This window comes from Bifidobacterium sp. LH_558, from assembly GCF_056356295.1.
The window spans coordinates 164,498-187,626 of the sequence record NZ_JBKETZ010000004.1; the positions used below are offsets into that span (position 1 = coordinate 164,498).

The window sequence follows — 23,129 nt, forward strand, 5'->3', positions numbered from 1 at the left end:
AAGTTAATCGTAAGCAAGTTAATCGTAAGCACGATAGCTTCACCACGGCGAGGGCATAACGAAAGAGGTCCGCACGCCGTTGTGCGGACCTCTTCCATGGGGGTGTAAGTTTCAGCTTAAGAAGCGCCTCTTAGGAAACGCTTTTCGCCGATCAGTACTGGTTGGCGCCGGCACCCTCCCACTTGACGGTGAAACCGCGGTGGTAGTGCAGGAACATGTTGGCGCCGTAGCGGTCGACCTCGCGGTGGGTGAAGAGCATGCGGATCGCGAACGCGGTCTGCACATCCTCCGGCAGGGCGAGGAAGGCCTGGTGGGCGTCCCAGTACGGGGTCATGGTGATGGCGGCGTCCGGCACGTAGGCGTAGCCGTAGCCATCCTCATTCACGTAGCCCATGAACGGCAGACCCCATGCGTTGTGCTTGGTGAGTTCGGCCTTGAAGTCCTCGACCTGGGCGAGCGCCTCGTCGCTGATGCCGAATTCCTTGGCCACCTTGTTCGCGGCGGCGGTCTTGGCGGCGGCGTCCTTGCCGAACATCTCCAGATTCACGGTGATGGTCTTGTTGTCTGCCATGTCTGTCCCTCTCCATTGGATGGTGTAAACGAACATCCACTATGTTCTCTATGTGATGCATATGATGTTCGTTTTTGACTGATTGTTCTTTTGTTTTCCCGACGCCGTCGTGGCGTCTGCGTTACAGCCTACCACCGTCAAAGTGGTGAAAATGACGGAAATCAGGGATTTCTGGTTGGATTCTCGAAGTTGTTCGCAAACTGGGGCGTATTGTTGGTCTGTTTGGTATTCTGTTCGTTTTTCTGTTAAATCGAACAACACTTTTGTTATCTCTCGAGAAAAATCGAACATGAGTGTTCGTTTCTCGGCGTGTCGCGAAATGGGCGGCGCGGGACGCGGGTCGCCGGCCCGCGCTATGATAGTTAAATCATCTAACTATCAATCTCCGATGAAGGAGGGTTGCCGTCATGACCGATGATCTCGAGCGCCTGATCGATATGGACGAGGATATCCAGCGCCTGTTCTCAGGACGCCCCATGCAATACCGCAAGTCGAAAACGCTGCCTACGTACACCGCGCAGGCGATGCAGGCGTGTGCCGCCATCAATCGCGTCTACTTCGACGATCCCGACGAAGCGTACCGCCTGTTCCACGAGCTCATCCCGGGCGCGGGGGAGGGCGTGCAGTTCACCCCGCCATTCAATGTGGACTACGGCATCGGCCTAACCATCGGCAAAGGCACCTTCATCAACAAAGACTTCCTGATCGTCGGCGGTGGGTATATCGACATCGGCGAGAACTGTCTGATCGGTCCGCGCTGCTCCATCGCCACGCCCAACCACGCGCTCGACGCCGCCACCCGACTCGAAGGATGGGAGCACACCTCCCGCGTGGCCATCGGCAACAACGTATGGTTCGGCGTCAACGTCACCGTCTGCCCCGGCGTGACCATCGGCGACAACTCGATCATCGGTGCCGGCTCCGTCGTCACGCATGACATCCCCGCCGACTCCATCGCCGTTGGCAATCCGTGTCGCGTGGTCAAATCCATCCCCGACTACGATCCCGCGTTCGCCGAGGTGGAAGGCCCCGCGCCGTCCGACCTCGCATGGTCGGCTCAGCGTGGCTGATTTCATATGGCCGATCTTGTGTGGTCGATGTGGTGTCGGACCGCGCCCCCCGTTTCCGTTAAAGCTCGTGAGCGTGGCGTGTATGTCGGTATGTGGCAAGCGCGCCACGCTTGGCGGGGTGTCAGCGTGGTGTGGGCGCCGGTGTATGGCATCTATGCCACGCGTGCGGATATGGGAAGGCCGACGGGTGCGGAGTCTGCAGAGGTGGGCTCCGCACCCGTCGGCCTGATTGTTGGCTGTCTGAATTCTTGGGCGGCGGAATCAGCCGCGCGCAGCCGCGTAGGCCTCGTACACCGCGGGCGTGGGCTCGGCGGTGTCGGTGCCTTCGATGTTGAGCTGCCATGCCGGCGGTTCAACATCTCCGGAGAGCACCCATGCCGCCTGACGTGCGGCGCCGATGGCCACATATTCGTCGGTTTCGGGACGGGTCACGTCCATGCCGAGGATGGCCGGGGCGAGCGTGCGGATGGCCACGGACTTCGCGCCGCCGCCGATCAGCAGGATGCGGTTGATTTCGGCGCCGAGCGCGCGGATCAGCTCAAGGCAGTCGCGCTGCGAGCACAGCAGTCCCTCGACGAAAGCGCGGGCCAGATTCGCCTTGGTGGTGTTCTTCAGCGTCAGACCGGTGAAGGAGGCGGTCGCGTCGGGGCGGTTCGGCGTGCGCTCGCCGTCGAAATACGGCACCAGCGTGATGCCGCCGGCGCCCGGCTCGGACTGGAACGCCAGCTCGGCCAGCTCGTCGTAATCCACGCCAAGCGCGGCGCGGCCGGCGTCGAGGATGCGCGAGCCGTTGATGGTGCAGGCGAGCGGCAGATAGTGGCCGGTGCAGTCGGCGAAGCCGGAGATCGCGCCGGTCAGGTCATAGACGGGGTTCTGGGCGATGGCGGCGGCCACGCCGGAGGTGCCGAGCGAGACGGACACGTCTCCGACGGCCATGCCCAGGCCCAGCGCGGCCATGGCGTTGTCGCCGCCACCGGGGCCGAGGAGGCATCCGCCTTCGATATCCTTGCCTGCGATGGCGGATGCGGCCTTCACTTCGGCCGCGTCGCGCGGTCCCAGCACGGTCGGCAGCACGATCGCCTCGGCGGCGGCCTTCGCGGCGTCCGCGTCGCCCCAAGCCGCTTCGAGCACCATGGCGATCAGGTCGCGGCGGTAGGTGTCGCTGGCGGCATCATAGTAAATGGTGCCGGATGCATCGGAGCGGTCGGTGAACAGCGCCTCCAGATGCGCGTCCTCGCCTTCGGACACGGGGCCGTAGCCGGCGATACGCCAGCTCAGCCAGTCGTGGGGCAGGCAGACCGCGGCGATTTTCTTGGCATTTTCGGGCTCGTTCTCGGCCACCCAAGCCACCTTGGTCAGGGTGTAGGAGGCGACGGGGGATGAGCCGACGGCCTTGACCCAGCGCTGCTTGCCGCGCGCGGTCGCATCCTCGCTCTCACCGTCCTGGGCCGGGGCCTCGCCGAGCTTGTCGATCAGGGCGGCGGCCTGCGGGGCGGAGCTGACGTCGTTCCACAGCATGGCGTCGCGGATCACATTGCCCTGCTTGTCGAGCAGCACCATGCCGTGCTGCTGTCCGCCGACGGCCAGGGCGGCGACGTCGTCGAGACCGCCGGCCTGGGCCGCGGCCTCCTGGAATGCGGTCCACCAGAATTCGGGATTCACGCTGGTTCCGTCGGGGTGCTTGGCCTGTCCGAAACGGACCATCTCGCCGGTGGCGGCGTCGGTGACACGCACTTTTGTTGATTGAGTTGACGTATCGACGCCAGCCACAAGAATTCTCGCCATGTGTTCCTCCTCGGTGAGGGCCCGCCGCTGTGTTCGGCGCGCCGCGAGCAATATAGTTAGACGAATAAACTATACTGTATTCCAGCGGCAAAACGCAACTGAAACGCGGCGATGGAGCGCGTCGAATTGTCGAGGGAGCCGGACAAGGTGGTCGAATTGACCGCTGGAGGCGTTCACTGAGCGAAAGGAGGCCAGCGATATGGGAGCTTTACGTAGGATCAACCAGGACGATCTGCGCAATCACAATCTGTCCGTCACCCTGGATACGCTGCTGCGCGCTCAGGAGCCGATGAGCCGGGCGGATCTGGCCAAAGCCACGGGATTGACCAAGGCGACCATGTCGCTGCTGGTCTCCATGCTGCTTGAGCGCGGCGTCATCGAGGAGGGCACTCCCGCGGTATCGACCGCCTTCGGGCGCCCCAGCACTCCGCTGGTGGTGCGCGGCGGGCGGTTCTGCGGCATCGGCCTGCAGGTCAACACCGATGGATACGGCTGTCTGGCGTTGGACCTGAACGGCGACACCCTCGGGCAGGAATGGGTGAGCGCCGACATGACCGGCACCGATCCCTACGACATCTTCGCCAAACTCGACGCGATGACCTTTCCCCTCGAAAGCCGCCTGAAGAGACGCGGCTGCACGGTGGTCGGCTCCGGACTCGCCCTGCCCGGCCTCGTCACCGAGGATATGTGGCTGCTGGTGGCCCGCAACCTCGGCTGGGAGAACATCAACCTCACCCGCTTCAATGTGGTGCGCCGCCTCGACGCGGTGGCTGGCAACGAGGCGAAGATGGCCGCATTGGCGCAGATTCCCGGATACGCCACCGAATGCGCGAACTTCCTGAACGTCGTGGGCCGCACGGATTCCTTCATCTATCTCTCCACCGACATCGGCATCGGCGGCGCCGTGGTGCGCGACGGCGAGGTCGTGGCCGGAGTGCAGGGATTCGCCGGTGAGATCGGCCATATGTCGGTGTCGTTGGACGGCCCGGTGTGCAGTTGCGGACGCCATGGCTGCCTTGAATGCTTCGCCGGCCGCCGCGCCCTGATCGAGGCCGCGGGGCTGGCCGAAGGGGATGAGGCCACCTCAAGCGAGGCCCTCGAACGGTTCCTGCAGGGGTGGCGCAGCGGCGACCCCGTGGTGGCGGGCGTGGTGGACCGCGCCGTGGACGCGCTGGTCTCGGCCATCGCCTCGGCCATCAACCTGTGCGATATCGACACCGTGCTGTTGGGCGGATTGTGGACATACTTCGGCGATGAGCTCGCCAGCGTGCTCGGCGGCCGTCTGCGCTCCGAAGTGCTGGGCTCGCCCGAACGGCAGGTGCGCGTGTTCGTGCCGCCGGTCGCCGAACATCCCTCGCTGTACGGCGCCGCCGAAATGGGTTTGCGCCGCTTCATCGACGACCCGCTGCACTTCATGCCCGAAGCCTGACGTGGGCGTGAGAGGGAAGTATACGGAACCCATAATCCGCCGGTCCAGGGTCCGGGAGGCGTGTGTTGCGCCGTGTCTGTCTGGCTGGCTGATACACTAGGCGAGTTGGCTGTCCAAGACAGCTGGCGTGGGGCTGTAGCTCAGTCGGTTAGAGCATCGGACTCATAATCCGCCGGTCCAGGGTTCAAGCCCCTGCAGCCCCACTCTTCTCTTTCTTTTCTTGTGCGACTCGCATAAATCTTGAGGTGGGCGTACAATCCCATAGGTTCCGGTTCACGCCTGCCATAGGGGCATGGCGACCCGGGTCCCCCGTATCCCTTAGGAGACACACCATGAAGCAGGGTATTCATCCCGATTATCATGCCGTCGAGGTTCTGTGCTCGTGCGGCAACACCTTCGTCACCCGTTCCACCGCCAATGGCGATCATATGACGGCCGACGTGTGCTCGAAGTGCCACCCCTTCTACACCGGTAAGCAGAAGATTCTCGACACCGGCGGCCGCGTCGCCCGCTTCGAGAAGCGCTACGGCAAGAAGACCAAGTAGCATACTTCACGCCAGTCCGCTCGGCATGGCGCGCGTAAGCGCGTCCGAACAGCCGAACAACGGACTGGCGTTTTTGTATATTCGCGAGAACCCAACCAACCCATCAATCAGCCCCAAGCCCCGGCATTCGGGCGGAAAGAACAACGGCATGGCAAACGAACAGTTCCCGGCGGCGGTGAACGCGCTGGAGGAATACCGTTCCATCGAACAGCAGATGGCCGACCCGCAGATCGTGTCCAATCCGGACCAGCTGCGCAAACTCGGACGGCGCCACGCCGAACTCGGCTCCATCGTCGCTGCCTACACGGCCTATACGCAGGTGCGTGACGACCTTGAGGCGGCCCGCGAGATGGCCGCCGACGATCCCGACTTCGCCGAAGAGGCCAAGCGTTTGGAAGCCGAACTGCCCGGGGTGGAAGAGAAGCTGCGCACCGCGCTGATTCCCCGCGACCCGGACGACGCCCGCGACACGATTATGGAGATCAAGGCCGGCACCGGCGGTGAGGAAGCCGCGCTGTTCGCCGGCGATCTGCTGCGCATGTACACGCGTTATGCCGAAAAGCGCGGCTGGAGCGTGAACATCCAATCCGAGAACACCACCGAACTCGGCGGCGTCAAGGACGTGCAGGTGGCGATTCGCGCCAAGGGCGCGCCCGCGCCCGAAGACGGCGTGTGGGCGAGCCTGAAATACGAGGGCGGCGTGCACCGTGTGCAGCGTGTACCCGTCACCGAATCGCAGGGCCGCATCCAGACCTCCGCGGCCGGCGTGATCGTGTTCCCCGAAGCCGACGAGGACGACGATGAGATCGAAATCGACGCCAAAGACCTCAAAATCGATATCTTCATGAGCTCCGGCCCCGGCGGACAGTCCGTGAACACCACGTATTCCGCGGTGCGTATGACGCATATCCCCACCGGCATCGTGGTGAGCATGCAGGACGAGAAGTCGCAGATCCAGAACCGCGCCGCCGCCCTGCGCGTGCTCAAAAGCCGCCTGCTGGCCATGAAGCATGAGCAGGAGGCCGCCGAGGCCGCCGACATGCGCCACTCCCAGGTGCGTTCGCTCGACCGCTCCGAACGCATCCGCACCTACAACTTCCCGGAGAACCGCATCGTCGACCATCGCACGAACTACAAGGCGTACAACCTTGACGCCGTGCTCGACGGCGACCTGCAGGCCGTGATCGACTCCGACATCCAAGCCGACGAAGCCGAGCGTCTCGCCAGCCAGCAATGAGCGATCTGACCAATACGCCGCAGCCGGTCGCCGACATCATTCGCGCGGCCGCAAGCACGCTGAACGAAGCCGGAATCGAAACCGCCGAACACGACGCCAAACTCCTGCTGGCCGAAGCGTACGGGCGCGAGCTGAGCGACGTGGACAAGGCCAGGCTGATGGGGGAGTGCTGGGACGACGACTCCGCCGCGCGCCGGTTCGACGAGTTCGTCGCGCGGCGCGCCTCACGCGAGCCGCTGCAGCACATCACCGGGCATGCGCCGTTCCGCTACCTTGATCTGAAGGTCGGGCCGGGCGTGTTCATCCCGCGTCCGGAAACCGAAACCGTGGTGCAGGCCGGCCTCGACTGGATCACCCAGCAAGGACTGTACAGTCCCCGCGTGGTGGATCTGTGCGCGGGCAGCGGCGCCATCGGCCTGTCCGTCGTCACGGAAGTGCCCGGCAGCCAGGTGTGGGCGGTGGAACTGAGCGAGGCCACGGCCGAATGGACCCGGCGCAACCTCGCCGACACGGCGAAACAATACCCCTCCATCGCCTCCAACTATCAGCTGGAAGTCGCCGACGCCACCGACACGACCACCCTCGCGCATCTCGACGGCACCATCGACCTGGTGATCACCAATCCGCCGTACGTGCCGTTGGCGGCGATCCCCGAACAGCCCGAAGTGCGCGACTACGATCCGGATCTGGCGTTGTACGGCGGTTCGGCGGACGGCGCGCTGATTCCCGAACGCATCATCGAACGCGCTTGGCATCTGCTGCGCGACGGTGGCGTACTGGTGATGGAACACGACATCAGCCAAGGCGACCAACTGGCCGGATACGCCCGTTCCGTGGGCTTCGGCGAATCCCGCACCGAACGCGATTGGACCGGGCGGGACCGGTATCTTTTCGCGGTGCGCTGACGGTGTGGTAGCGGCGCACTAACGATGCGTTGGCGGCGCACTGATGGTGCGCACGGGCGGGAACGGACGGCATCGGCCCCGAGAAGCGGCCCGCTTTCGGGGAGTGTCGCACGCGTGTGCGCCTACACGCTGGTAGGTTGGAGAGATGGACCCGCCGTGCCGGGCGCGACCGACGACTGGGCGGCTGACACGCGACGGACGGATAGCAGACGGATAACAGATGGTAAGGAGCGAGTAGGAATGACGAGCGAACCCCGCATTCGAGGAATCGACGACGACTCGCTCGCCTTGGCGGCCGAACTGGTCCGCGCGGGCGAACTCATCGTAATGCCGACCGACACGGTATACGGCGTGGCCTGTGACCCGCGCAATCCGGACGCCATCGCGCGCATCTTCGCCATCAAACAGCGCCCCCGCTTCAAATCCCTGCAGGTGCTGCTGCACTCCATCGACCAGCTCGACGAGCTCGGACTGGAGCTGCCCGCACCGCTCAACCGACTGGCCGCGCAATTCCTGCCCGGCGCGTTCTCCCCGATCGCCCTGGCCCGCGAGGGCTGCGACCTGCGCACCTTGTCGCACACGTCCTCCGGCGCGTCCACGCAAGGCATCCGCATCCCCAACTCCACGGCGGCGCTCGCCATCCTGCAGGCGACCGGTCCGCTGGCGGCATCCAGCGCGAACCTATCCGGCCAAGACAGCGCGCAAAGCGTGGGAGAGGCCGCCGAGGCTCTGGGCGACCAGGTGGCGCTGTATTTGGACGGCGGCCCGACCCGAGGGCATGTGGCCAGTACGGTGGTCGCCGCCGACCCGCACGGGCGCGACGGCATCGAGATTCTGCGCGAGGGCGTGATCGCCTCGCATGTGATCCGCAAAGCGTTGCATATGAACGGCGGAGGATTGGGCGCATGAGAATCTACCTGCTGCTTGCGGCCATCGCCGGAGGCGTGACCTATCTGGTGACGCCGCTGATTCGCCATATCGCCATCGAAATCGGCGCGGTGGGGGAGGTGCGCGCCCGTGACGTGCACACCATCCCCACGCCCCGACTGGGCGGCTTGGGCATGCTGATCGGCTTCGCGGTGGCGATGGTGTTCGCCAGCCATCTGCCGTTCCTCTCCGGACTGTTCGTGAACAGTTACCAACCGTGGGTGATCCTCGCCGGCGCGGTGATGATCAGCCTGCTCGGCATGGCCGACGATCTGTGGGATCTCGATTGGATGCTCAAACTCGCGGGGCAGCTGCTCATCTCCGTGTTCGTGGCGTGGGGCGGCCTGCAGATCATCTCGCTGCCGTTGGGCTCGCTGGTCACCGCCTCGCCAAGCCTGTCCATGGCGATCACCGCGATTCTGATCGTCGCCTCGATCAACGCGGTGAACTTCGTCGACGGACTGGACGGCCTGTCGTCGGGCATCGTGGCCATCGGCGGCATCGCCTTCGCCATCTACTCGTACATCATCGCTCGCTCCTCGCCCAGCTACGCCTCGCTGGCCACGCTGATCGACGTGGCGTTGGTCGGCATCTGCGTGGGATTCCTGATGCACAACTGGCATCCGGCGAAACTGTTCATGGGGGACTCCGGCTCCATGCTGCTCGGCTACCTCATCACCTGCGCCTCGATTGTGATGACCGGCCGCCTCGACCCGGCCACCATCCACGCCAGCATCTACCTGCCGGCCTTCATGCCGATTCTGCTGCCGATCCTCGTGCTGTTCCTGCCGGTGCTCGACATGTGCCTAGCGATTGTGCGGCGCGTCAGCCACGGCCAGTCGCCGATGCATCCCGACCGCATGCATCTGCATCACCGCATGCTCAAAATCGGGCATAGCGTGCGCGGCGCCGTGCTCACCCTATGGGGGTGGGCAGCGCTGATCGCCTTCGGCTCGCTGATGATTCTGTTCTTCCCGATCGGCTATGTGGTGGTGGGCATGGTGATTGCGGTCGCGCTGCTCACCGCGGCCACCCTGTTCCCGTATCTCAAACGCCGTCTGCCCGACATTCGTGAGGAGAACGCGCAGTTCGCCGCCGCCAAACGGCAGGGCAAAGACGACACGAAGAGCGTGTGATTTTCGTGTGGTCCGCGCCCGTTCCGACGCCCGACGTGTGTCGCTCGTCAGGACGCATTCATATAGTGGGTACATGGCTACAACTGATATGAATAATCAATCCGCGTATGCTCCCCTCCCTCCGATTTTCGCCCAGCTGGGCCTCGCCTATGACGATGTGCTGCTGCTGCCCAACGAGACGGATGTGATTCCGTCCGAAGTGGACACCACCACGCATCTGACCCGCGAGATCACGATGAAGGTTCCGGCCATCTCCGCCGCCATGGACACCGTCACCGAATCCGAAATGGCCATCGCCATGGCCCGCAACGGCGGCATCGGCGTGCTGCACCGCAACCTCTCCATCGACGACCAGGCCGCCCAGGTCGACATCGTCAAGCGTTCCGAGTCCGGCATGATCACCGACCCGCTCACCGTGAACCCCGAGGTGTCGCTGGCCGACCTCGACAAGCTGTGCGGCCGCTTCCACATCTCCGGCCTGCCGGTGGTCGACAAGGACAACAAGCTCGTCGGCATCATCACCAACCGCGACATGCGTTTCATCGCCTCCGAAGACTACGACCATCTGAAGGTCAAGGACGTGATGACCCGCGAGAACCTCATCACCGGCCCCTCCAACATCTCCAAGGAGGACGCCCACGACCTGCTGGCCAAGCACAAGGTCGAGAAGCTGCCGCTGGTCGATAACGAAGGCCGACTGACCGGCCTGATCACCGTGAAGGACTTCGTCAAAACCGAGCAGTACCCGGACGCCACCAAGGACGAGCAGGGCCGTCTGCGCGTGGCCGCCGGCGTGGGCTTCCTCGGCGACGCCTGGCAGCGCGCCTCCGCTCTGATGGAGGCCGGCGTGGACGTGCTCGTGGTCGACACCGCCAACGGCGAGGCCCGACTGGCGCTCGACATGATCAGCCGCATCAAGCATGACTCCGCCTTCAAGGGCGTGCAGATCATCGGCGGCAACATCGCCACCCGTTCCGGCGCGCAGGCCATGATCGACGCCGGCGTCGACGCCGTCAAGGTCGGCGTGGGCCCCGGCTCCATCTGCACCACGCGTGTGGTCGCCGGCGTCGGCGTGCCGCAGCTCACCGCCGTGTACGAAGCCGCCCAGGCCTGCAAGGCAGCCGGCGTGCCGTGCATCGCCGACGGTGGCATCCACTACTCCGGCGATATCGCCAAGGCCCTCGTCGCCGGCGCCTCCTCCGTGATGCTCGGCGGCACGCTCGCTGGCTGCGAGGAAGCCCCGGGTGAGAAGGTGCTGCTGCACGGCAAGCAGTACAAGCTCTACCGCGGCATGGGCTCGCTGGGCGCGATGGCCCCGCGCGGCAAGAAGTCCTACTCCAAGGACCGCTACTTCCAGGCCGACGTGACCAGCAGCGACAAGGTCGTGCCGGAAGGCGTCGAGGGCGAAGTGCCGTACCGCGGACCGCTCAACGCCGTGCTCTACCAGATGATCGGCGGCCTGCACCAGTCGATGTTCTACATCGGCGCGCACAACATCCCCGAGATGAGCGAGAAGGGCCGCTTCATCCGCATCACCGACGCCGGCCTGCGTGAATCGCACCCGCACGACATCGTGATGACCTCGGAGGCCCCGAACTACTCCGGCTTCCACGGCAACTAAAGCGCGGCGAAGCTGAAGCGTTGAGAATACCCCACCGTATGCCTGCGGTGGGGTATTGTCATATCGGCGATATAGTCTGAACTGTTCATCCGGCAAAGGAAACGAGGCATACGATGGTGGATAGCCACGACGGGGAAACCTATACGGCGCAGGATTCGCGTCTGATCTGGATCGACTGCGAGATGACCGGACTCGACGTCTTCGGCGGCGACGAACTGGTGGAGATCTCGGTGGTGCCCACCGACTTCGACCTCAACGTGCTCGACGAAGGCATCGACTATGTGATCAAGCCCTCGGCCGCGGCGGTCGAGCATATGAACGACTTCGTGCGCGGCATGCACACCCGCTCCGGACTTATCAACGAGTGGGAGAACGGACTCGCTCTTGAGGAAGCGCAGGCCAAGGTGATCGACTACGTCAAGCGCTTCACCCCGGACGGCGTGCGGCCGCTGCTCGCCGGCAACTCCATCGGCTCCGACAAGAAGTTCCTCGACCACTACATGCCCGAACTGATGGAGCATCTGCACTACCGGGTGGTCGACGTGAGCACCTTCAAGGAACTCGCCCGACGCTGGTATCCGGCCGTCTACGAGCAGCGCCCCGCCAAGAACGGCGGCCATCGCGCGCTCGCCGACATCATCGAATCCCTGGACGAGCTGCGCTATTATCGCGCGGCCTTCATGGCCCCCGCCCCCGGCCCCGACGCGGACGCCGCCCGTGCGGTCGCCGAGCGTGTGACGGCGAGCAGTCTGCTGCGCACGAACTGATCGGAACCACCCGTCCGTGCGAACCCGGAAGGAGACGACATGCGTCAGTCGGAAGCCTTGGCGATTCTGAACGCCGGCGCGAACGTGTTCCTGACGGGCGCTCCCGGCGCGGGCAAGACGTACGTGCTCAACGAGTTCGTCCGTCAGGCGCGGGCGGATGGGGCGGATATCGCCGTCACCGCATCCACCGGCATCGCCTCCACGCATATCAACGGACAGACGATCCATTCATGGAGCGGCGTGGGCGTGTCCACCAGCCTGACCTCCAGTCTGCTGAAAACCATCAAAGCCCGACGCAAACGCCGCATCCAAGCCACCGACATCCTCATCATCGACGAGGTGTCGATGATGCACGCCTGGTTGTTCGACATGGTCGACCAGGTGTGCCGCGAGGTGCGCCGCGACCCACGTCCCTTCGGCGGCATCCAAGTGGTGCTGTCGGGCGATTTCTTCCAGCTGCCGCCCGTGAGCGTATCCGGGCGCAACAACGATATGATCGCGCCCACGCCGGAGTTTCTGGAGTCCCGCGAACGGTACGCGCGCGCCGGTAGGAATCCGGAAGGCTTCGTCACCGAATCCCTGGTGTGGGATCGGCTCAATCCGGCTGTGTGCTACCTGACCGAACAGCATCGTCAAGACACCGGCGAACTGCTTACCGTGCTCACCGACATCCGCGAAGGGGCCGTCACACAGCATGACCGCGACGTGCTCGTCACCCGGCTGGGGCGCATCCCCGAACCGGGGCAGGTGGCCGTGCATCTGTTCCCCGTGAACCGTCAGGCCGATAATCTCAACGACCAGCGCTTGGCCGCGATTATGGCCGAAACGCATGAATTCCACGCCGAAACCGCAGGTCAGGCGAATCTGGTGGACCGTCTTCGCCGCAATATGCTCGCCCCGGAACGTTTGGTGCTTAAAACCGGCGCCGCCGTGATGGCGCTGCGCAACGATCCCGACCGCCAGTACGTCAACGGTTCGCTCGGCACGGTGCGCGGCTTCGCGCAGGAGAACAAAGGCGGCTGGCCGATCGTCGAGTTCGAGAACGGCAATATCGTCACTATGAAGCCGGCTTCATGGGAGATGATGGATGGCGACGCCGTACTCGCTTCGGTCAAACAGGTGCCGCTGCGCTGCGCGTGGGGCATCACCATCCACAAATCCCAAGGCATGACGCTTGACCGTGCGGTGATGGATCTGAAACGCACTTTCGCGCCCGGTATGGGCTATGTGGCGCTCTCCCGCGTGGAATCCCTGGATGGACTGTATTTGGCGGGCGTCAACGAGCGGATGTTCCTCGTTTCGCCCGAAGCGGTGCAATTGGACGGCGATCTGCGGGCCGGGTCCGCCGCCGCGTCGGCTCGGCTCGCCGACGAAGGCGCGCAGGCCTTCGCGCGGTTCGCCCTGCCTCAAGATGTGCGGGGGAGCGCGGACGACGAGTTCGCGCAGGAGGCGCTGTTCTGACGTGTGGGCGGTGGCCGGGCGGCGGCCGCCCCGGTGATCGGTTCGTGGGATGCCGGCCGAGTCATGAAAGATGTCGGTCGGCTGGTTGCGGCAATCGGCGCGGGATGAGGCCGGAGCGCGGGCCGGAGGCGTAAGATGGTTCGCACACAGACGGATTCGCCGCACGCCCGCCAATGACGACGGCACGACGGGTCCTCACATCCGAAGGAGGATGCCATGAAGCACGTATGGTCGTATGTTGTCTCCGCGGTGGGACTGCTGGTGTTGTTCGTCTCGTTTCTTCTGTTCACCAACCCGGTCGTTCCGGCGTGGGGGACGCTCAAACTGACGGATGTGCTCGCCATCATCGGCGGCGTGCTGTTCATCGCGCCGATCTACCGTGATTCGGTGGCGCGCAAAACCGCCGACGAAGCGCCGCACCGCGTGATTTGGGCCACGCTTCCGCTGGTCGGCGTGGCCGTCGTATGCGTGGGCATCGTGATTCCCAACGCGGTCACCTTCTTTACCCTGTTCCCTCTGGCGGACGTGTTCTATCTGGTCGGATGCCTGATGATCCTGCCGGTGTTCGTCTACCCGCCCGCCTCGCTTCGCCGTGACATATTGGAGGAACTGGTCGAGGAACAGGTCGAGGAGCAATCCAAAGGCTGATCGCGGCGCGGGTATCCACGGAAGGGTCGCCTATAGGCCGGCTTGTCGATTGACGCGAATATCTTGGAGTCCATGAGTTCCAACACCCTTCGTATGTCAACACTGTTCCTGCGCACCCTGCGCGAAGACCCCGCCGACGCGGACGTCGACTCCGCCAAGCTGCTGCAGCGCGCCGGCTATATCCGCAAGGCCGCCCCCGGCATCTGGACCTGGCTGCCGCTGGGCCTGCGCGTGCTCAACAAAATCGAGACGATCATCCGCGAGGAGATGGCCTCCATCGGCGCGCAGGAGGTGCACTTCCCGGCCCTGCTGCCGCGCGAGCCCTATGAGGCCTCGCATCGCTGGGAAGAGTACGGCGACAACATCTTCCGCCTGAAGGACCGCCATCAGGCCGACTATCTGCTCGCGCCCACGCACGAGGAGATGTTCACCCTGCTGGTCAAGGACATGTACTCCTCGTACAAGGACCTGCCCGTCACGCTCTACCAGATCCAGACCAAGTACCGCGATGAGTTCCGCCCGCGCGCCGGCCTGATCCGCGGACGCGAGTTCATTATGAAGGACGCCTACTCGTTCACCCTCGACGAGGAGGGCATGCGCAAGGCCTATATGGACGAGCGCTCCGCCTACGAACGTATCTTCAACCGCTTGGATTTGAAGTACGTGCCGGTGTTCGCCATGTCCGGCCCGATGGGCGGCTCCGCCTCCGAGGAGTTCCTCGCGCCGATGCCCATCGGCGAGGACACCTTCGCGCTCGCCCCCTCCGGCAAGGCCTGGAACGTCGAGGCGCTGACCACTCCGGAAGTGCCCGAGATCGACTGCTCCGTCACTCCCGCCGCCACCAAGCGTCCCACGCCCGACGCGGGCACCATCGAGAAGATGGTCGACTTCGCGAACGCGACCTATCCTCGCGAGGACGGCCGCGCATGGGAGGCGTCCGACATTTTGAAGAACGTGGTGATTGCCGTCAAGCACGCCGAGGACGACACCCACGACAAGCCGTGGCGTGAGCTGATTGCCGTGGGCGTGCCCGGCGACCGCACGGTGGATATGAAGCGTTTGGAGGCGCAATTCGCCCCCGCCGAAATCGAAGAGGCCACTGAAGAAGATTTCAAGGCCCATCCCGAACTGGTCACGGGCTATATCGGCCCGATGGCGCTCGGCCCGCAGGCCCGCGGCGGCGCCGAAATCGGTTCTCCTGAGGATGGTGCGATCCGCTACTTCATCGACGCCCATGTGGCGAAGGGCTCCGCATGGTTCACCGGTGCCGACGAATTCGAAGTGGACTACTACGATCTCGTCTACGGCCGCGACTTCACCGCCGATGGTGTGGTGGAGGCCGTTGAGGTGCGCCACGGCGACATGAGCCCGGACGGATCCGGCCCGTTGAGCTTCGAGCGCGGTGTGGAGATCGGCCAGGTGTTCCAGTTGGGATTGAAGTATTCCAATGCGCTGGGATTGACCGTGCTCGACCAGAATGGCAAAACCGTTCCGGTGTGGATGGGCTCCTACGGCATCGGCGTGAGCCGCGTGCTCGCCTGCATCGCCGAAGCTCATCACGACGAGGCCGGTCTGGCGTGGCCGTCCGTGGTCGCTCCGGCGCAGGTGCATGTGGTCGCCACCGGCAAGGATGAGAAGGCCTTCGAAGGCGCTGAGCAGCTGATCGCCGAACTCGAGGCCGCCGGCATCGAAGTCATCTACGATGACCGCAAGAAGGTGTCTCCGGGCGTCAAGTTCAAGGACGCGGAGCTGGTCGGTGTGCCGGTGATCGCCGTGCTCGGACGCGACTTCGTGAACGACGGCACCATCGAAATCCGCGATCGCAACGGCGATAACAAGGTGACCGTGCCGGCCGCCGAGGCGCTCACCGAACTCGCCAAGCGCGTCGCCTGACGTGGTCTGACGGATTCTGATGCAATCTGACGGATTCGCAATCCGCCGGTTTTCACCTACCTCAGCGTGGTATGCATGCCAATATGTGGCATCCATGCCACGCTGATGTGTTTTCAGTGGGCATGAAAGGTATTTGTGCCTGGAAGGTTTACTAACGGTGGATAAGTGGAAGTCTGTCCACATGCTATCCACAACACGCCAAATTCCGTCTGTGGATGCACATTTCCCGATGACGCTTGTACGGCTCCGTTCGCATCGGGCACAGTGGTAATACCGTTGGATCCGTGCAGGCAGGCCGAGACGCCGCCTAAGCATTGACGCTGCCGCTTGGGGTTGTGCCGCTCCCTGCCGCACGGCGCTCCGGCGGGCCACCGTATCCGTTAGGAAAGGAGCCATCATGGCGCAGAACCAAGGCAGCATCACGGTCAGCGGCAATCTGGGTGCGGACCCGGTGATGTTCGGCAAGAATCCCGATCAACAGGCGTGCTCATTCCGTGTGGGATTCGCTCCCAGCTACTACAGCCAATCCTCAGGCGAATGGAAGACGCGAGATACCACATGGGTGGCGGTCCGCGCGTTCCGCAAATTGGGACTGAACGCGTTCCAATCGCTGAGAAAAGGCAATCCCGTGGTGGTGACCGGCACGCTGCGTACGGAGCGATGGAGCAAGGACGGCGTCGACCACATCACGCCGGTGATCGAGGCGACGAATATCGGGCATGATCTGAACTTCGGCACCACCATATTCCGTCGCGTCGTCAACCCGAATGGGCAGGGTGCGCAGAGCGGTGCGCCGCAGGAGCCGGGTATGCCGGCGTATCCGGCGGCAGGCGTCGATCCCTTCGCTCCACATCCCATGACCAAAGAGCCGGTGGGCATGGTCGATCTGGCGGTGGCACCGGATGAGCCATCCGATGCCACCGCCGTCAATTCGTCTAAGACGCCCGAGATGCAAACCGTCGGCCAATACGCGGATGGATTCGCGCAAGCTCCCGAGATAGGCGAAAGGGAGGCCGAATTCTAACGACCTCCCCTTCGCTTCGGATTCACACGTATCCGGCTTGGCTGACTACCAGATGCGTACGCGCTGATCCGGATCGAGCCACATGGCATCGCCCTCATGCACGTCGAACGCTTCAGCGAAGAGATCGACGTTGCGGGCGATGCCGTTGGTGCGGAATTCGGCCGGCGAATGCGGGTCGATCTGCAGATACTGCTCGGCCAGCTCGTCGCGGTTCTTCGTGCGCCAGATCGAGGCGTAGCTCAGGAAGAAGCGCTGCAGTCCGGTGAAGCCGTCGAGTTCGGGGGCCTGGCTCAGCGAGGCCCTGATGGCTTCGGCCGAACCGTCGCCGGAACGCCCTGCGGCCTTGTCGAGCGCCAAGGCGTACGCCTTGATCGCGATGTTCACGCCGCCCAAGTCGCCGATGTTCTCGCCGATGGTCAGCGCGCCGTTCACGTGCGGAGCCTTCTCGGGCTCGTCGGCGTACTTGTCGACCAACTGTTGGGGCGTGAAGGCGTTGTACTGTTCGATAAGCGCCTTGGTGCGCGCTTCGAAATTCGCCTTGTCCTCGGCGGTCCACCAGTCGTTGAGCTTGCCGTCGCCGTCGTACTGCGCACCTTGGTCGTCGAAGCCATGGCCGATCTCGTGGCCGATCACCGCGCCGATGCCGCCGTAGTTGGCCGCGTCCTCGGCGTTCGGGTCGAAGAACGGCGGTTGCAGAATGGCCGCGGGGAACACGATCACGTTCATGGTCGGCTCATAGTAGGCGTTCACGGTCTGCGGGTTCATCAGCCATTCCTCGCGGTCCACCGGCTTGCCGGCCTTGGCCAGCTGGTAGCCCGTCTCGTACAGGTTGGCGGCGGCCATATTGGCCACCAGTCCGGCCTCCTCGCGCACGTCGAGCGCCGCATAATCGCGCCAATGGTTGGTGTAGCCGATCATCGGCTTGAACTTCGAGAGCTTCTCCAAAGCCTTGGCTTTGGTCTCCTCTCCCAGCCAGTCGGAATGGGTGATCGACACGCGGTAGGCGTCGATGAGGTTGGCGACCAGCTCCTCCATACGCTGTTTCGAAGTCTCGGGGAAATGCAGTCGGACGTACTCCTGGCCGACCTCCTCGCCGCAGATGCCGTTGACCAGGCTGACGGCGCGCTTCCAACGGTCGCGCTGCTTCTTCGTGCCGGACAGCGTCTTGCCGTAGAAGTCGAAATTCGCCGTATCGAACTCCTCGCTCAGGATGCTGGCCGCGCCGATGATCACATGCACGCGAGCCCACAGTTTGAGGTCGTCGAGCGAGGCGGACTGCCAGAAGGCGTCAAGTCCGGTCAGGAAGCTCGGCTCATGCACGACCACGCGCGACAGCGCGCCCATCATATCGACCGGCTGGGCGGCCGCGGCGGGCGTCTCATCATAGGCCTGCTGCCAGGCGGCGGCCCAGGATGCGATGTCGAACTGGGCCAGTGAGGCGGCCAGCGCGCTGAAATCGGTGGGATTGTAGGTTTTCACCGAATCGCGGGTGGCGACGTTATCCCAATGGTTGGCGGCGATGCGCGTTTCGACGTCGAGGAAGCGCTTGGCCTGCTCGTCGGCGGCGTCCTCATCGTCCGCGAGTTTGGCGTTCATCAGCTGACGGGCCACCATCGCGGTGTAGGCCTCGCGAATCGGCGCGTAATGGTCCTCGCGGTAGTAGGCCTCGTCGGGAAGGCCCAGACCGCCCTGTTCGATATGCACGATATTCGTGTCGGGGTCGCCCGGATCGCCATAGACGCCCATGCCGAACAGGTCGGGGCCGCCATCCGGGTTCATCGCGCCCAGCGTGCGGGTGAGGGCGGCTTTATCGCCGGCTTGGTCGATGGCGTCGATCAGCGGGCGGATCGGCTCGAAACCGGCCTTGTTGATGGCTTCGGTGTCGAGGAAGGAACGGTACAGCGCATGCGCTTTGGCGGCCGGGCAGTCCTCTTCTTCGAGGATGTCGCGGATCTGGTTTTCCGCATTCTCGGCGAGCCGGTCGAAGGAGCCGTAGCGCGAACGGTCGTCGGGAAGGCGGTAGGTGTCGATCCATGGTCCGTTGACGTAGCGGAACAGGTCGGCGGTGGGGCCGGTGACGGAGGAGAAGGATGCCGGATCGATGCCGGATGTCAGGGAATCACTCATAGGCTCCAGCCTAATCGCATGAGGCGAGAATCGTTGGAGTTGCGGCGCTGGGTTGCGCCGGCGGCGGAAGTAGAGCCGCCCGGCGGGTGGCGAGTGGTCGACGCGATCGTCGGAGCGCAGCTGGCCTTGGACGGCACGATCGTGATGTTCTCCCCGCTGAGCGCCACTGCCTGGCTGATGATATTCGGAGCCTGCGCGCTTGTGGTCATCGGCATCAGCGCCATCATCAGGGCGTTCACCTTCGGCCGCCGCGCCAAGTGACGCATGGGGTTTGTTGAGCCGACGCGATAGGGTGGAGGCATGATTGAACTGAAAACACCTTCGGAAATTCAGGCGATGAAGCCCGCCGGCAAATTCGTCGGCGGCATCCTCAAAGACCTCAAAGCCATGACGCATGTCGGCACCAACCTGCTCGAAATCGACGAATTCGTGCATAAGAAGATCGTCGACCGCAAGGGCGCCGAATCCTGCTACGTGGATTACGCCCCCGACTTCGGCACCGGCCCGTTCGCCCACTACATCTGCACCTCCGTCAACGACGCGGTGCTGCACGGCGTGCCCTACGACTACAACCTCAAGGAAGGCGACCTCGTCAGCCTCGACCTGGCCATCAGCGTCGACGGATGGGTGGCGGACTCCGCCATCAGCTTCGTGGTCGGCAACAACCCCGACCCCGAGGACCTGCGCCTTATCACCTGCACCGAAGAGGCGCTCGCCGCCGCCATCGACGCGGCCCAGCCCGGCAACCGTCTCGGTGACATCTCCAACACCATCGGCGAGGTGGCCCGCTCCTACGGCTACCCGATCAATCTGGAATTCGGCGGCCACGGCGTGGGCCATATCATGCACGGCGACCCGCATGTTCCCAACGACGGCCGCGCCCGCCACGGCTACAAGCTGCGCCCGGGCCTGGTCATCGCCATCGAACCGTGGTTCCTTAAAACCACCGATGAGATCTACCAGGATTCCGGCGACGGCTGGACGCTGCGCTCCTCCGACGGTTCGCGTGGCGCGCACAGCGAGCACACCATCGCCATCACCGACAACGGTCCGATCATCCTGACCGATCGCGGCGAGTGATCGACTTCTCCGCTATGCCGCCCGCCGCTTCGCAACCGTGAGGCGGCGGGCGGCGCGCATATCCGGCCCGCAGAGCGAAACGGCGGGGCCAAGCGTTTGGTCGCGTCTGTTAGTATGGGCGCACTTCGGCACACGTGTATCGACGCGAAGCGCGGTAACACACGTGCCCTATGGTTTGTGGAGTAACCCGACAGGCGGGGCTCAAGGAGGTTGCATGGCAACGGCACAACTGAACGTTGACGAAAGCAAATACACGCTGCCCGTGGTCAAGGCCAGCAATGGCCCGGACGGCATCGTCGTCTCCAGCCTGCGCAACGACGGCTGGGTGACGCTGGATCCGGGCTTCCTCACCACCGCCCAGTGCGAGTCAAAAATCACCTTCATCGACGGCAACAATTCGGTGCTGCGCTACCGCGGCTATTCGATCGAGCAACTGTGCGAGCAGTCCGACTTCCTCGAGGTCGCCTGGCTGCTGCGGCACGGTGAGCTGCCGACCAAGGCCGAATACGACCAATTCTGCTCCGACGTGAACCGCAAAACCATGGTGGGGGAGGACTTCCGCACCCTTATGGGCTCGTTCCCGCGTTCCGCCCACCCGATGAGCGTGCTCGCCTCCGCGGTGAACGCGCTTGCCACATTCCATCCCAACACCACCGACCCGGATGATCCCGACCAGCTTGACGAGGCCGCCAAAATCATCATGGCCAAGGTACGTACGATCGTCAGCTACATTTTCCGTCGCCGCCGCGATGAGCCGATGCTGTACCCGGATTACGCGCGCGGCTACGTCGACGACTTCCTGCGCATGTGCTTCGCCGTGCCGTACGAGCCGTTCGAATCCGACCCGCTGTATGTGCACGCGCTCGGCCGACTGCTGATCATCCACGCCGACCATGAGCAGAACTGCTCCACCTCGGTGGTGCGTATCGCCGGCAGCGCCCACGCCAACCTGTATTCGACGGTGGCGGCCGGCATCAACGCGCTGTCCGGCCCGCTGCACGGCGGTGCGAACGAGGCGGTGCTGCGCCAGCTCGAGGCGATTCGCGACTCCGGCAAATCCGTGCGCGAGTTCGTCGACTGGGCCAAGGACGGCGGCCACCGCATCTCCGGACTGGGGCACCGCGTCTACAAGTCGTATGATCCGCGTGCGGCCATCGCCCGCCAGTATCTGGAGCGGATTATGGACCGTGAGGACACGCTTAAGCTGCCGGCCGACGAGCGCGCGCTGTTCGATGTGGCGATTGAGCTGGAGGATATCGCCCTGAACGACGAGTATTTCGTTTCGCGCCACCTGTATCCGAATGTCGACTTCTACACCGGCCTGATCTATCGTGCGATTGGCTTCGATCCGGCGATGTTCACCACGCTGTTCGCGCTGGGCCGCATTCCCGGTTGGATCGCCCAGTATCGTGAGATGCTCGCCGATCCGAACACAAAAATCGGCCGTCCGCGTCAGGTCTACACCGGCCCCGTCGAACGCGACTGGGTGCCGATGGCCGATCGGTAGTCATACGGGATTCCGAGGCCATACTTCCGTAAAAAGCGCCACTGACGAATCGTCAGTGGCGCTTTTTACGCGGCAATGCGAAGACCTCCGTAATTTGCGTCACTGACTGAATCTCAGTGACGCAAATTACGGAGGTCCCGCTTTTGCCGTGTAATTTCGTTCGCGCCGCGACGGCCGTGCGACGGCTGCATAAGAATTAAGAACTACAGTTCTTAGTTCTTATGCAGTTGCTCGTTGAGTTCGATGCCGGTTTTGCGGTGTCGGGCCTCGATACCGCCGGTCAGCGAATTGCGCAGGAACAGGATGTTGTTCTTGCCGCTCAGATCCGAACCCTTGACGACCTCAAGCGGCTCGCCGGCTTCGACCTTGGCCTTGTCGTAGATGGTGATCTTGGTGCCGGCGGTCACATACAGGCCGGCCTCCACCACGCAGTCGTCGCCCAGCGAGATGCCGATGCCGGCATTCGCGCCGAGCAGCGAACGCTCGCCGATCGTGTTGCGCAGCTTGCCGCCGCCGGAAAGCGTGCCCATAATCGAGGCGCCGCCGCCGATGTCGGAGCCGTTGCCCACGACCACGCCTTGGGAGATGCGTCCCTCCACCATGGAGACGCCCAGCGTGCCGGCGTTGAAGTTCACGAAGCCGGCGTGCATCACGGTGGTGCCTTCGGACAGGTAGGCGCCGAGTCGCACGCGGTCGGCGTCGGCGATGCGCACGCCGGTGGGCACCACGTAATCGGCCATGCGCGGGATCTTATCGATCGCCAGCACGCTCACATCCGCGCGGGGCATGAGGGAGGCGCTCTGCGCGGCGGCGGCCATCACATCGAGTCGGCGCAGCGTGAAGTCCGGCACGGCGAACGGGCCGAAGTTGGTCCACACCACATTAGTGAGCTTGCCGAAGATGCCGTCGAGGTTCATCGTGTTCGGCTTGACCAGACGCATGCTCAGCAGATGCAGACGCAGGTAGGCGTCGGCGGCATCCACGATCGGCTCGTCGAGAGCGCTGATGGTGAACACGGGGATGCGGCGCACGCCGCGCACGTCGGTTTCGACGTGGACCATCGCATCGAACTGATGGTTCGGACGTGAGCCTTCGGCCGGCGCTTCGCCGAGCGTCAGCTTCGGATACCAGACGTCCAGGGTGTTGCCGGCGGCGTCCACACTCGCCAGGCCCCAGCCCCATGCCATGCGTTCATTGCTCATATTCGCTCCTTGTGTGTGCAGGGCAATTTTCAACTCCACCTTAGCGGCAGGTACTCCGTAATGTCGCCGATGGCGGAAACGTCGCGTCGACCGGCCGCGGGCGCGTGGGGTGTTCGGGATGGTTCGGCTGTGGATTCCGCTCCGCTTGGGGCGAGGCCAAGAATCGCAATCGCCCCTCGTCCACGGTCACTGGC

General features: G+C 64.0%; 20 protein-coding genes and 1 tRNA gene. 17 read left to right on the forward strand and 4 right to left on the reverse strand.

Annotation, left to right across the window (positions count from 1 at the left end):
* Positions 1-151: 151 nt before the first annotated feature.
* On the reverse strand, positions 152-571 hold the full coding sequence (locus tag AC1AV0_RS06890) for a glycerophosphodiester phosphodiesterase (protein ID WP_476572466.1): 420 nt from the start codon (positions 569-571) through the stop codon (positions 152-154).
* Positions 572-978: 407 nt separating this feature from the next.
* Here AC1AV0_RS06890 and AC1AV0_RS06895 point away from each other — a divergent pair, with 407 nt between their 5' ends.
* Positions 979-1,641, forward strand: coding sequence for a sugar O-acetyltransferase (locus AC1AV0_RS06895; protein WP_476572468.1), 663 nt, complete (start codon positions 979-981; stop codon positions 1,639-1,641).
* Positions 1,642-1,902: 261 nt separating this feature from the next.
* Here the strand turns inward: AC1AV0_RS06895 and AC1AV0_RS06900 are convergent, their stop codons facing one another.
* On the reverse strand, positions 1,903-3,426 hold the full coding sequence (locus AC1AV0_RS06900; RefSeq protein ID WP_476572470.1) for a xylulokinase: 1,524 nt from the start codon (positions 3,424-3,426) through the stop codon (positions 1,903-1,905).
* A 199-nt stretch (positions 3,427-3,625) separates the two neighbouring features.
* On the opposite strand from AC1AV0_RS06900, the gene AC1AV0_RS06905 reads away from it, so the two are divergent.
* From AC1AV0_RS06905 to AC1AV0_RS06965, 13 genes are all read left to right on the forward strand, one after another.
* On the forward strand, positions 3,626-4,855 hold the full coding sequence (locus AC1AV0_RS06905; protein ID WP_476572472.1) for an ROK family protein: 1,230 nt from the start codon (positions 3,626-3,628) through the stop codon (positions 4,853-4,855).
* Between the two features lie 129 nt (positions 4,856-4,984).
* A tRNA-Ile gene (locus AC1AV0_RS06910) sits at positions 4,985-5,058 on the forward strand.
* Positions 5,059-5,187: 129 nt separating this feature from the next.
* Positions 5,188-5,400 (forward strand): 50S ribosomal protein L31, encoded by a 213-nt coding sequence (gene rpmE, locus AC1AV0_RS06915; RefSeq protein ID WP_072725782.1) that lies wholly within the window; start codon positions 5,188-5,190, stop codon positions 5,398-5,400.
* A gap of 148 nt (positions 5,401-5,548) precedes the next feature.
* Positions 5,549-6,637: a peptide chain release factor 1 gene (gene prfA / locus AC1AV0_RS06920; protein ID WP_476572474.1), complete on the forward strand. Its 1,089-nt coding sequence runs from the start codon at positions 5,549-5,551 to the stop codon at positions 6,635-6,637.
* Positions 6,634-7,542: a peptide chain release factor N(5)-glutamine methyltransferase gene (gene prmC, locus AC1AV0_RS06925; protein WP_476572476.1), complete on the forward strand. Its 909-nt coding sequence runs from the start codon at positions 6,634-6,636 to the stop codon at positions 7,540-7,542. Before prfA ends, prmC begins: the two co-directional genes overlap by 4 nt.
* Before the next feature lie 240 nt (positions 7,543-7,782).
* Positions 7,783-8,451: an L-threonylcarbamoyladenylate synthase gene (locus AC1AV0_RS06930; protein WP_476572478.1), complete on the forward strand. Its 669-nt coding sequence runs from the start codon at positions 7,783-7,785 to the stop codon at positions 8,449-8,451.
* Positions 8,448-9,605 carry an MraY family glycosyltransferase gene (locus AC1AV0_RS06935; protein ID WP_476572480.1) on the forward strand — a complete coding sequence of 386 codons (1,158 nt, stop codon included), beginning with the start codon at positions 8,448-8,450 and terminating at the stop codon, positions 9,603-9,605. The genes AC1AV0_RS06930 and AC1AV0_RS06935 overlap by 4 nt, the downstream gene beginning before the upstream one ends.
* A gap of 73 nt (positions 9,606-9,678) precedes the next feature.
* A complete protein-coding gene (guaB, locus tag AC1AV0_RS06940; RefSeq protein ID WP_476572482.1) occupies positions 9,679-11,226 on the forward strand; it encodes an IMP dehydrogenase in 1,548 nt (515 codons plus the stop codon).
* A 113-nt stretch (positions 11,227-11,339) separates the two neighbouring features.
* Complete coding sequence (orn, locus tag AC1AV0_RS06945) at positions 11,340-11,993, forward strand: oligoribonuclease (protein ID WP_476572484.1); 654 nt, start codon at positions 11,340-11,342, stop codon at positions 11,991-11,993.
* A gap of 39 nt (positions 11,994-12,032) precedes the next feature.
* Positions 12,033-13,454 carry a DEAD/DEAH box helicase gene (locus AC1AV0_RS06950; protein WP_476572486.1) on the forward strand — a complete coding sequence of 474 codons (1,422 nt, stop codon included), beginning with the start codon at positions 12,033-12,035 and terminating at the stop codon, positions 13,452-13,454.
* A gap of 216 nt (positions 13,455-13,670) precedes the next feature.
* A complete protein-coding gene (locus tag AC1AV0_RS06955; protein WP_476572488.1) occupies positions 13,671-14,102 on the forward strand; it encodes a permease in 432 nt (143 codons plus the stop codon).
* A 72-nt stretch (positions 14,103-14,174) separates the two neighbouring features.
* Positions 14,175-15,995, forward strand: a complete 1,821-nt coding sequence (locus AC1AV0_RS06960; protein ID WP_476572490.1) for a proline--tRNA ligase — start codon at positions 14,175-14,177, stop codon at positions 15,993-15,995.
* A gap of 397 nt (positions 15,996-16,392) precedes the next feature.
* The gene (locus AC1AV0_RS06965) at positions 16,393-17,019 is read left to right on the forward strand and encodes a single-stranded DNA-binding protein (protein WP_476572492.1); all 627 of its coding nucleotides are present in this window, start codon (positions 16,393-16,395) and stop codon (positions 17,017-17,019) included.
* Between the two features lie 45 nt (positions 17,020-17,064).
* Here the strand turns inward: AC1AV0_RS06965 and AC1AV0_RS06970 are convergent, their stop codons facing one another.
* Complete coding sequence (locus AC1AV0_RS06970; RefSeq protein ID WP_476572495.1) at positions 17,065-19,146, reverse strand: M13 family metallopeptidase; 2,082 nt, start codon at positions 19,144-19,146, stop codon at positions 17,065-17,067.
* Between the two features lie 93 nt (positions 19,147-19,239).
* Between AC1AV0_RS06970 and AC1AV0_RS06975 the strand changes: the two genes are divergently transcribed.
* The 3 genes from AC1AV0_RS06975 to AC1AV0_RS06985 all read left to right on the forward strand — a co-directional run bounded on the left by AC1AV0_RS06975 (position 19,240) and on the right by AC1AV0_RS06985 (position 21,733).
* The gene (locus AC1AV0_RS06975; protein WP_476572497.1) at positions 19,240-19,407 is read left to right on the forward strand and encodes a hypothetical protein; all 168 of its coding nucleotides are present in this window, start codon (positions 19,240-19,242) and stop codon (positions 19,405-19,407) included.
* 39 nt (positions 19,408-19,446) lie between these two features.
* Positions 19,447-20,226: a type I methionyl aminopeptidase gene (gene map, locus AC1AV0_RS06980; protein WP_476572499.1), complete on the forward strand. Its 780-nt coding sequence runs from the start codon at positions 19,447-19,449 to the stop codon at positions 20,224-20,226.
* 214 nt (positions 20,227-20,440) lie between these two features.
* Entirely contained in the window at positions 20,441-21,733 is a 1,293-nt protein-coding gene (locus tag AC1AV0_RS06985) for a citrate synthase (protein WP_476572501.1), read from the forward strand.
* Positions 21,734-21,945: 212 nt separating this feature from the next.
* Here the strand turns inward: AC1AV0_RS06985 and dapD are convergent, their stop codons facing one another.
* Entirely contained in the window at positions 21,946-22,935 is a 990-nt protein-coding gene (gene dapD, locus AC1AV0_RS06990) for a 2,3,4,5-tetrahydropyridine-2,6-dicarboxylate N-succinyltransferase (protein WP_476572503.1), read from the reverse strand.
* Positions 22,936-23,129 lie beyond the last annotated feature (194 nt).

Bases quoted from the DNA above. Each gene is read 5' to 3' on its own strand.
- rpmE (WP_072725782.1), top strand. From the start codon at position 5,188: ATGAAGCAGGGTATTCATCCCGATTATCATGCCGTCGAGGTTCTGTGC.
- guaB (WP_476572482.1), top strand. From the start codon at position 9,679: ATGGCTACAACTGATATGAATAATCAATCCGCGTATGCTCCCCTCCCT.
- AC1AV0_RS06935 (WP_476572480.1), top strand. From the start codon at position 8,448: ATGAGAATCTACCTGCTGCTTGCGGCCATCGCCGGAGGCGTGACCTAT.
- AC1AV0_RS06970 (WP_476572495.1), bottom strand. From the start codon at position 19,146: ATGAGTGATTCCCTGACATCCGGCATCGATCCGGCATCCTTCTCCTCC.
- AC1AV0_RS06930 (WP_476572478.1), top strand. From the start codon at position 7,783: ATGACGAGCGAACCCCGCATTCGAGGAATCGACGACGACTCGCTCGCC.
- AC1AV0_RS06905 (WP_476572472.1), top strand. From the start codon at position 3,626: ATGGGAGCTTTACGTAGGATCAACCAGGACGATCTGCGCAATCACAAT.
- dapD (WP_476572503.1), bottom strand. From the start codon at position 22,935: ATGAGCAATGAACGCATGGCATGGGGCTGGGGCCTGGCGAGTGTGGAC.
- AC1AV0_RS06985 (WP_476572501.1), top strand. From the start codon at position 20,441: ATGGCAACGGCACAACTGAACGTTGACGAAAGCAAATACACGCTGCCC.
- prmC (WP_476572476.1), top strand. From the start codon at position 6,634: ATGAGCGATCTGACCAATACGCCGCAGCCGGTCGCCGACATCATTCGC.
- orn (WP_476572484.1), top strand. From the start codon at position 11,340: ATGGTGGATAGCCACGACGGGGAAACCTATACGGCGCAGGATTCGCGT.
- AC1AV0_RS06960 (WP_476572490.1), top strand. From the start codon at position 14,175: ATGAGTTCCAACACCCTTCGTATGTCAACACTGTTCCTGCGCACCCTG.
- AC1AV0_RS06965 (WP_476572492.1), top strand. From the start codon at position 16,393: ATGGCGCAGAACCAAGGCAGCATCACGGTCAGCGGCAATCTGGGTGCG.
- prfA (WP_476572474.1), top strand. From the start codon at position 5,549: ATGGCAAACGAACAGTTCCCGGCGGCGGTGAACGCGCTGGAGGAATAC.
- AC1AV0_RS06950 (WP_476572486.1), top strand. From the start codon at position 12,033: ATGCGTCAGTCGGAAGCCTTGGCGATTCTGAACGCCGGCGCGAACGTG.
- AC1AV0_RS06955 (WP_476572488.1), top strand. From the start codon at position 13,671: ATGAAGCACGTATGGTCGTATGTTGTCTCCGCGGTGGGACTGCTGGTG.
- AC1AV0_RS06900 (WP_476572470.1), bottom strand. From the start codon at position 3,426: ATGGCGAGAATTCTTGTGGCTGGCGTCGATACGTCAACTCAATCAACA.
- AC1AV0_RS06895 (WP_476572468.1), top strand. From the start codon at position 979: ATGACCGATGATCTCGAGCGCCTGATCGATATGGACGAGGATATCCAG.
- AC1AV0_RS06890 (WP_476572466.1), bottom strand. From the start codon at position 571: ATGGCAGACAACAAGACCATCACCGTGAATCTGGAGATGTTCGGCAAG.
- map (WP_476572499.1), top strand. From the start codon at position 19,447: ATGATTGAACTGAAAACACCTTCGGAAATTCAGGCGATGAAGCCCGCC.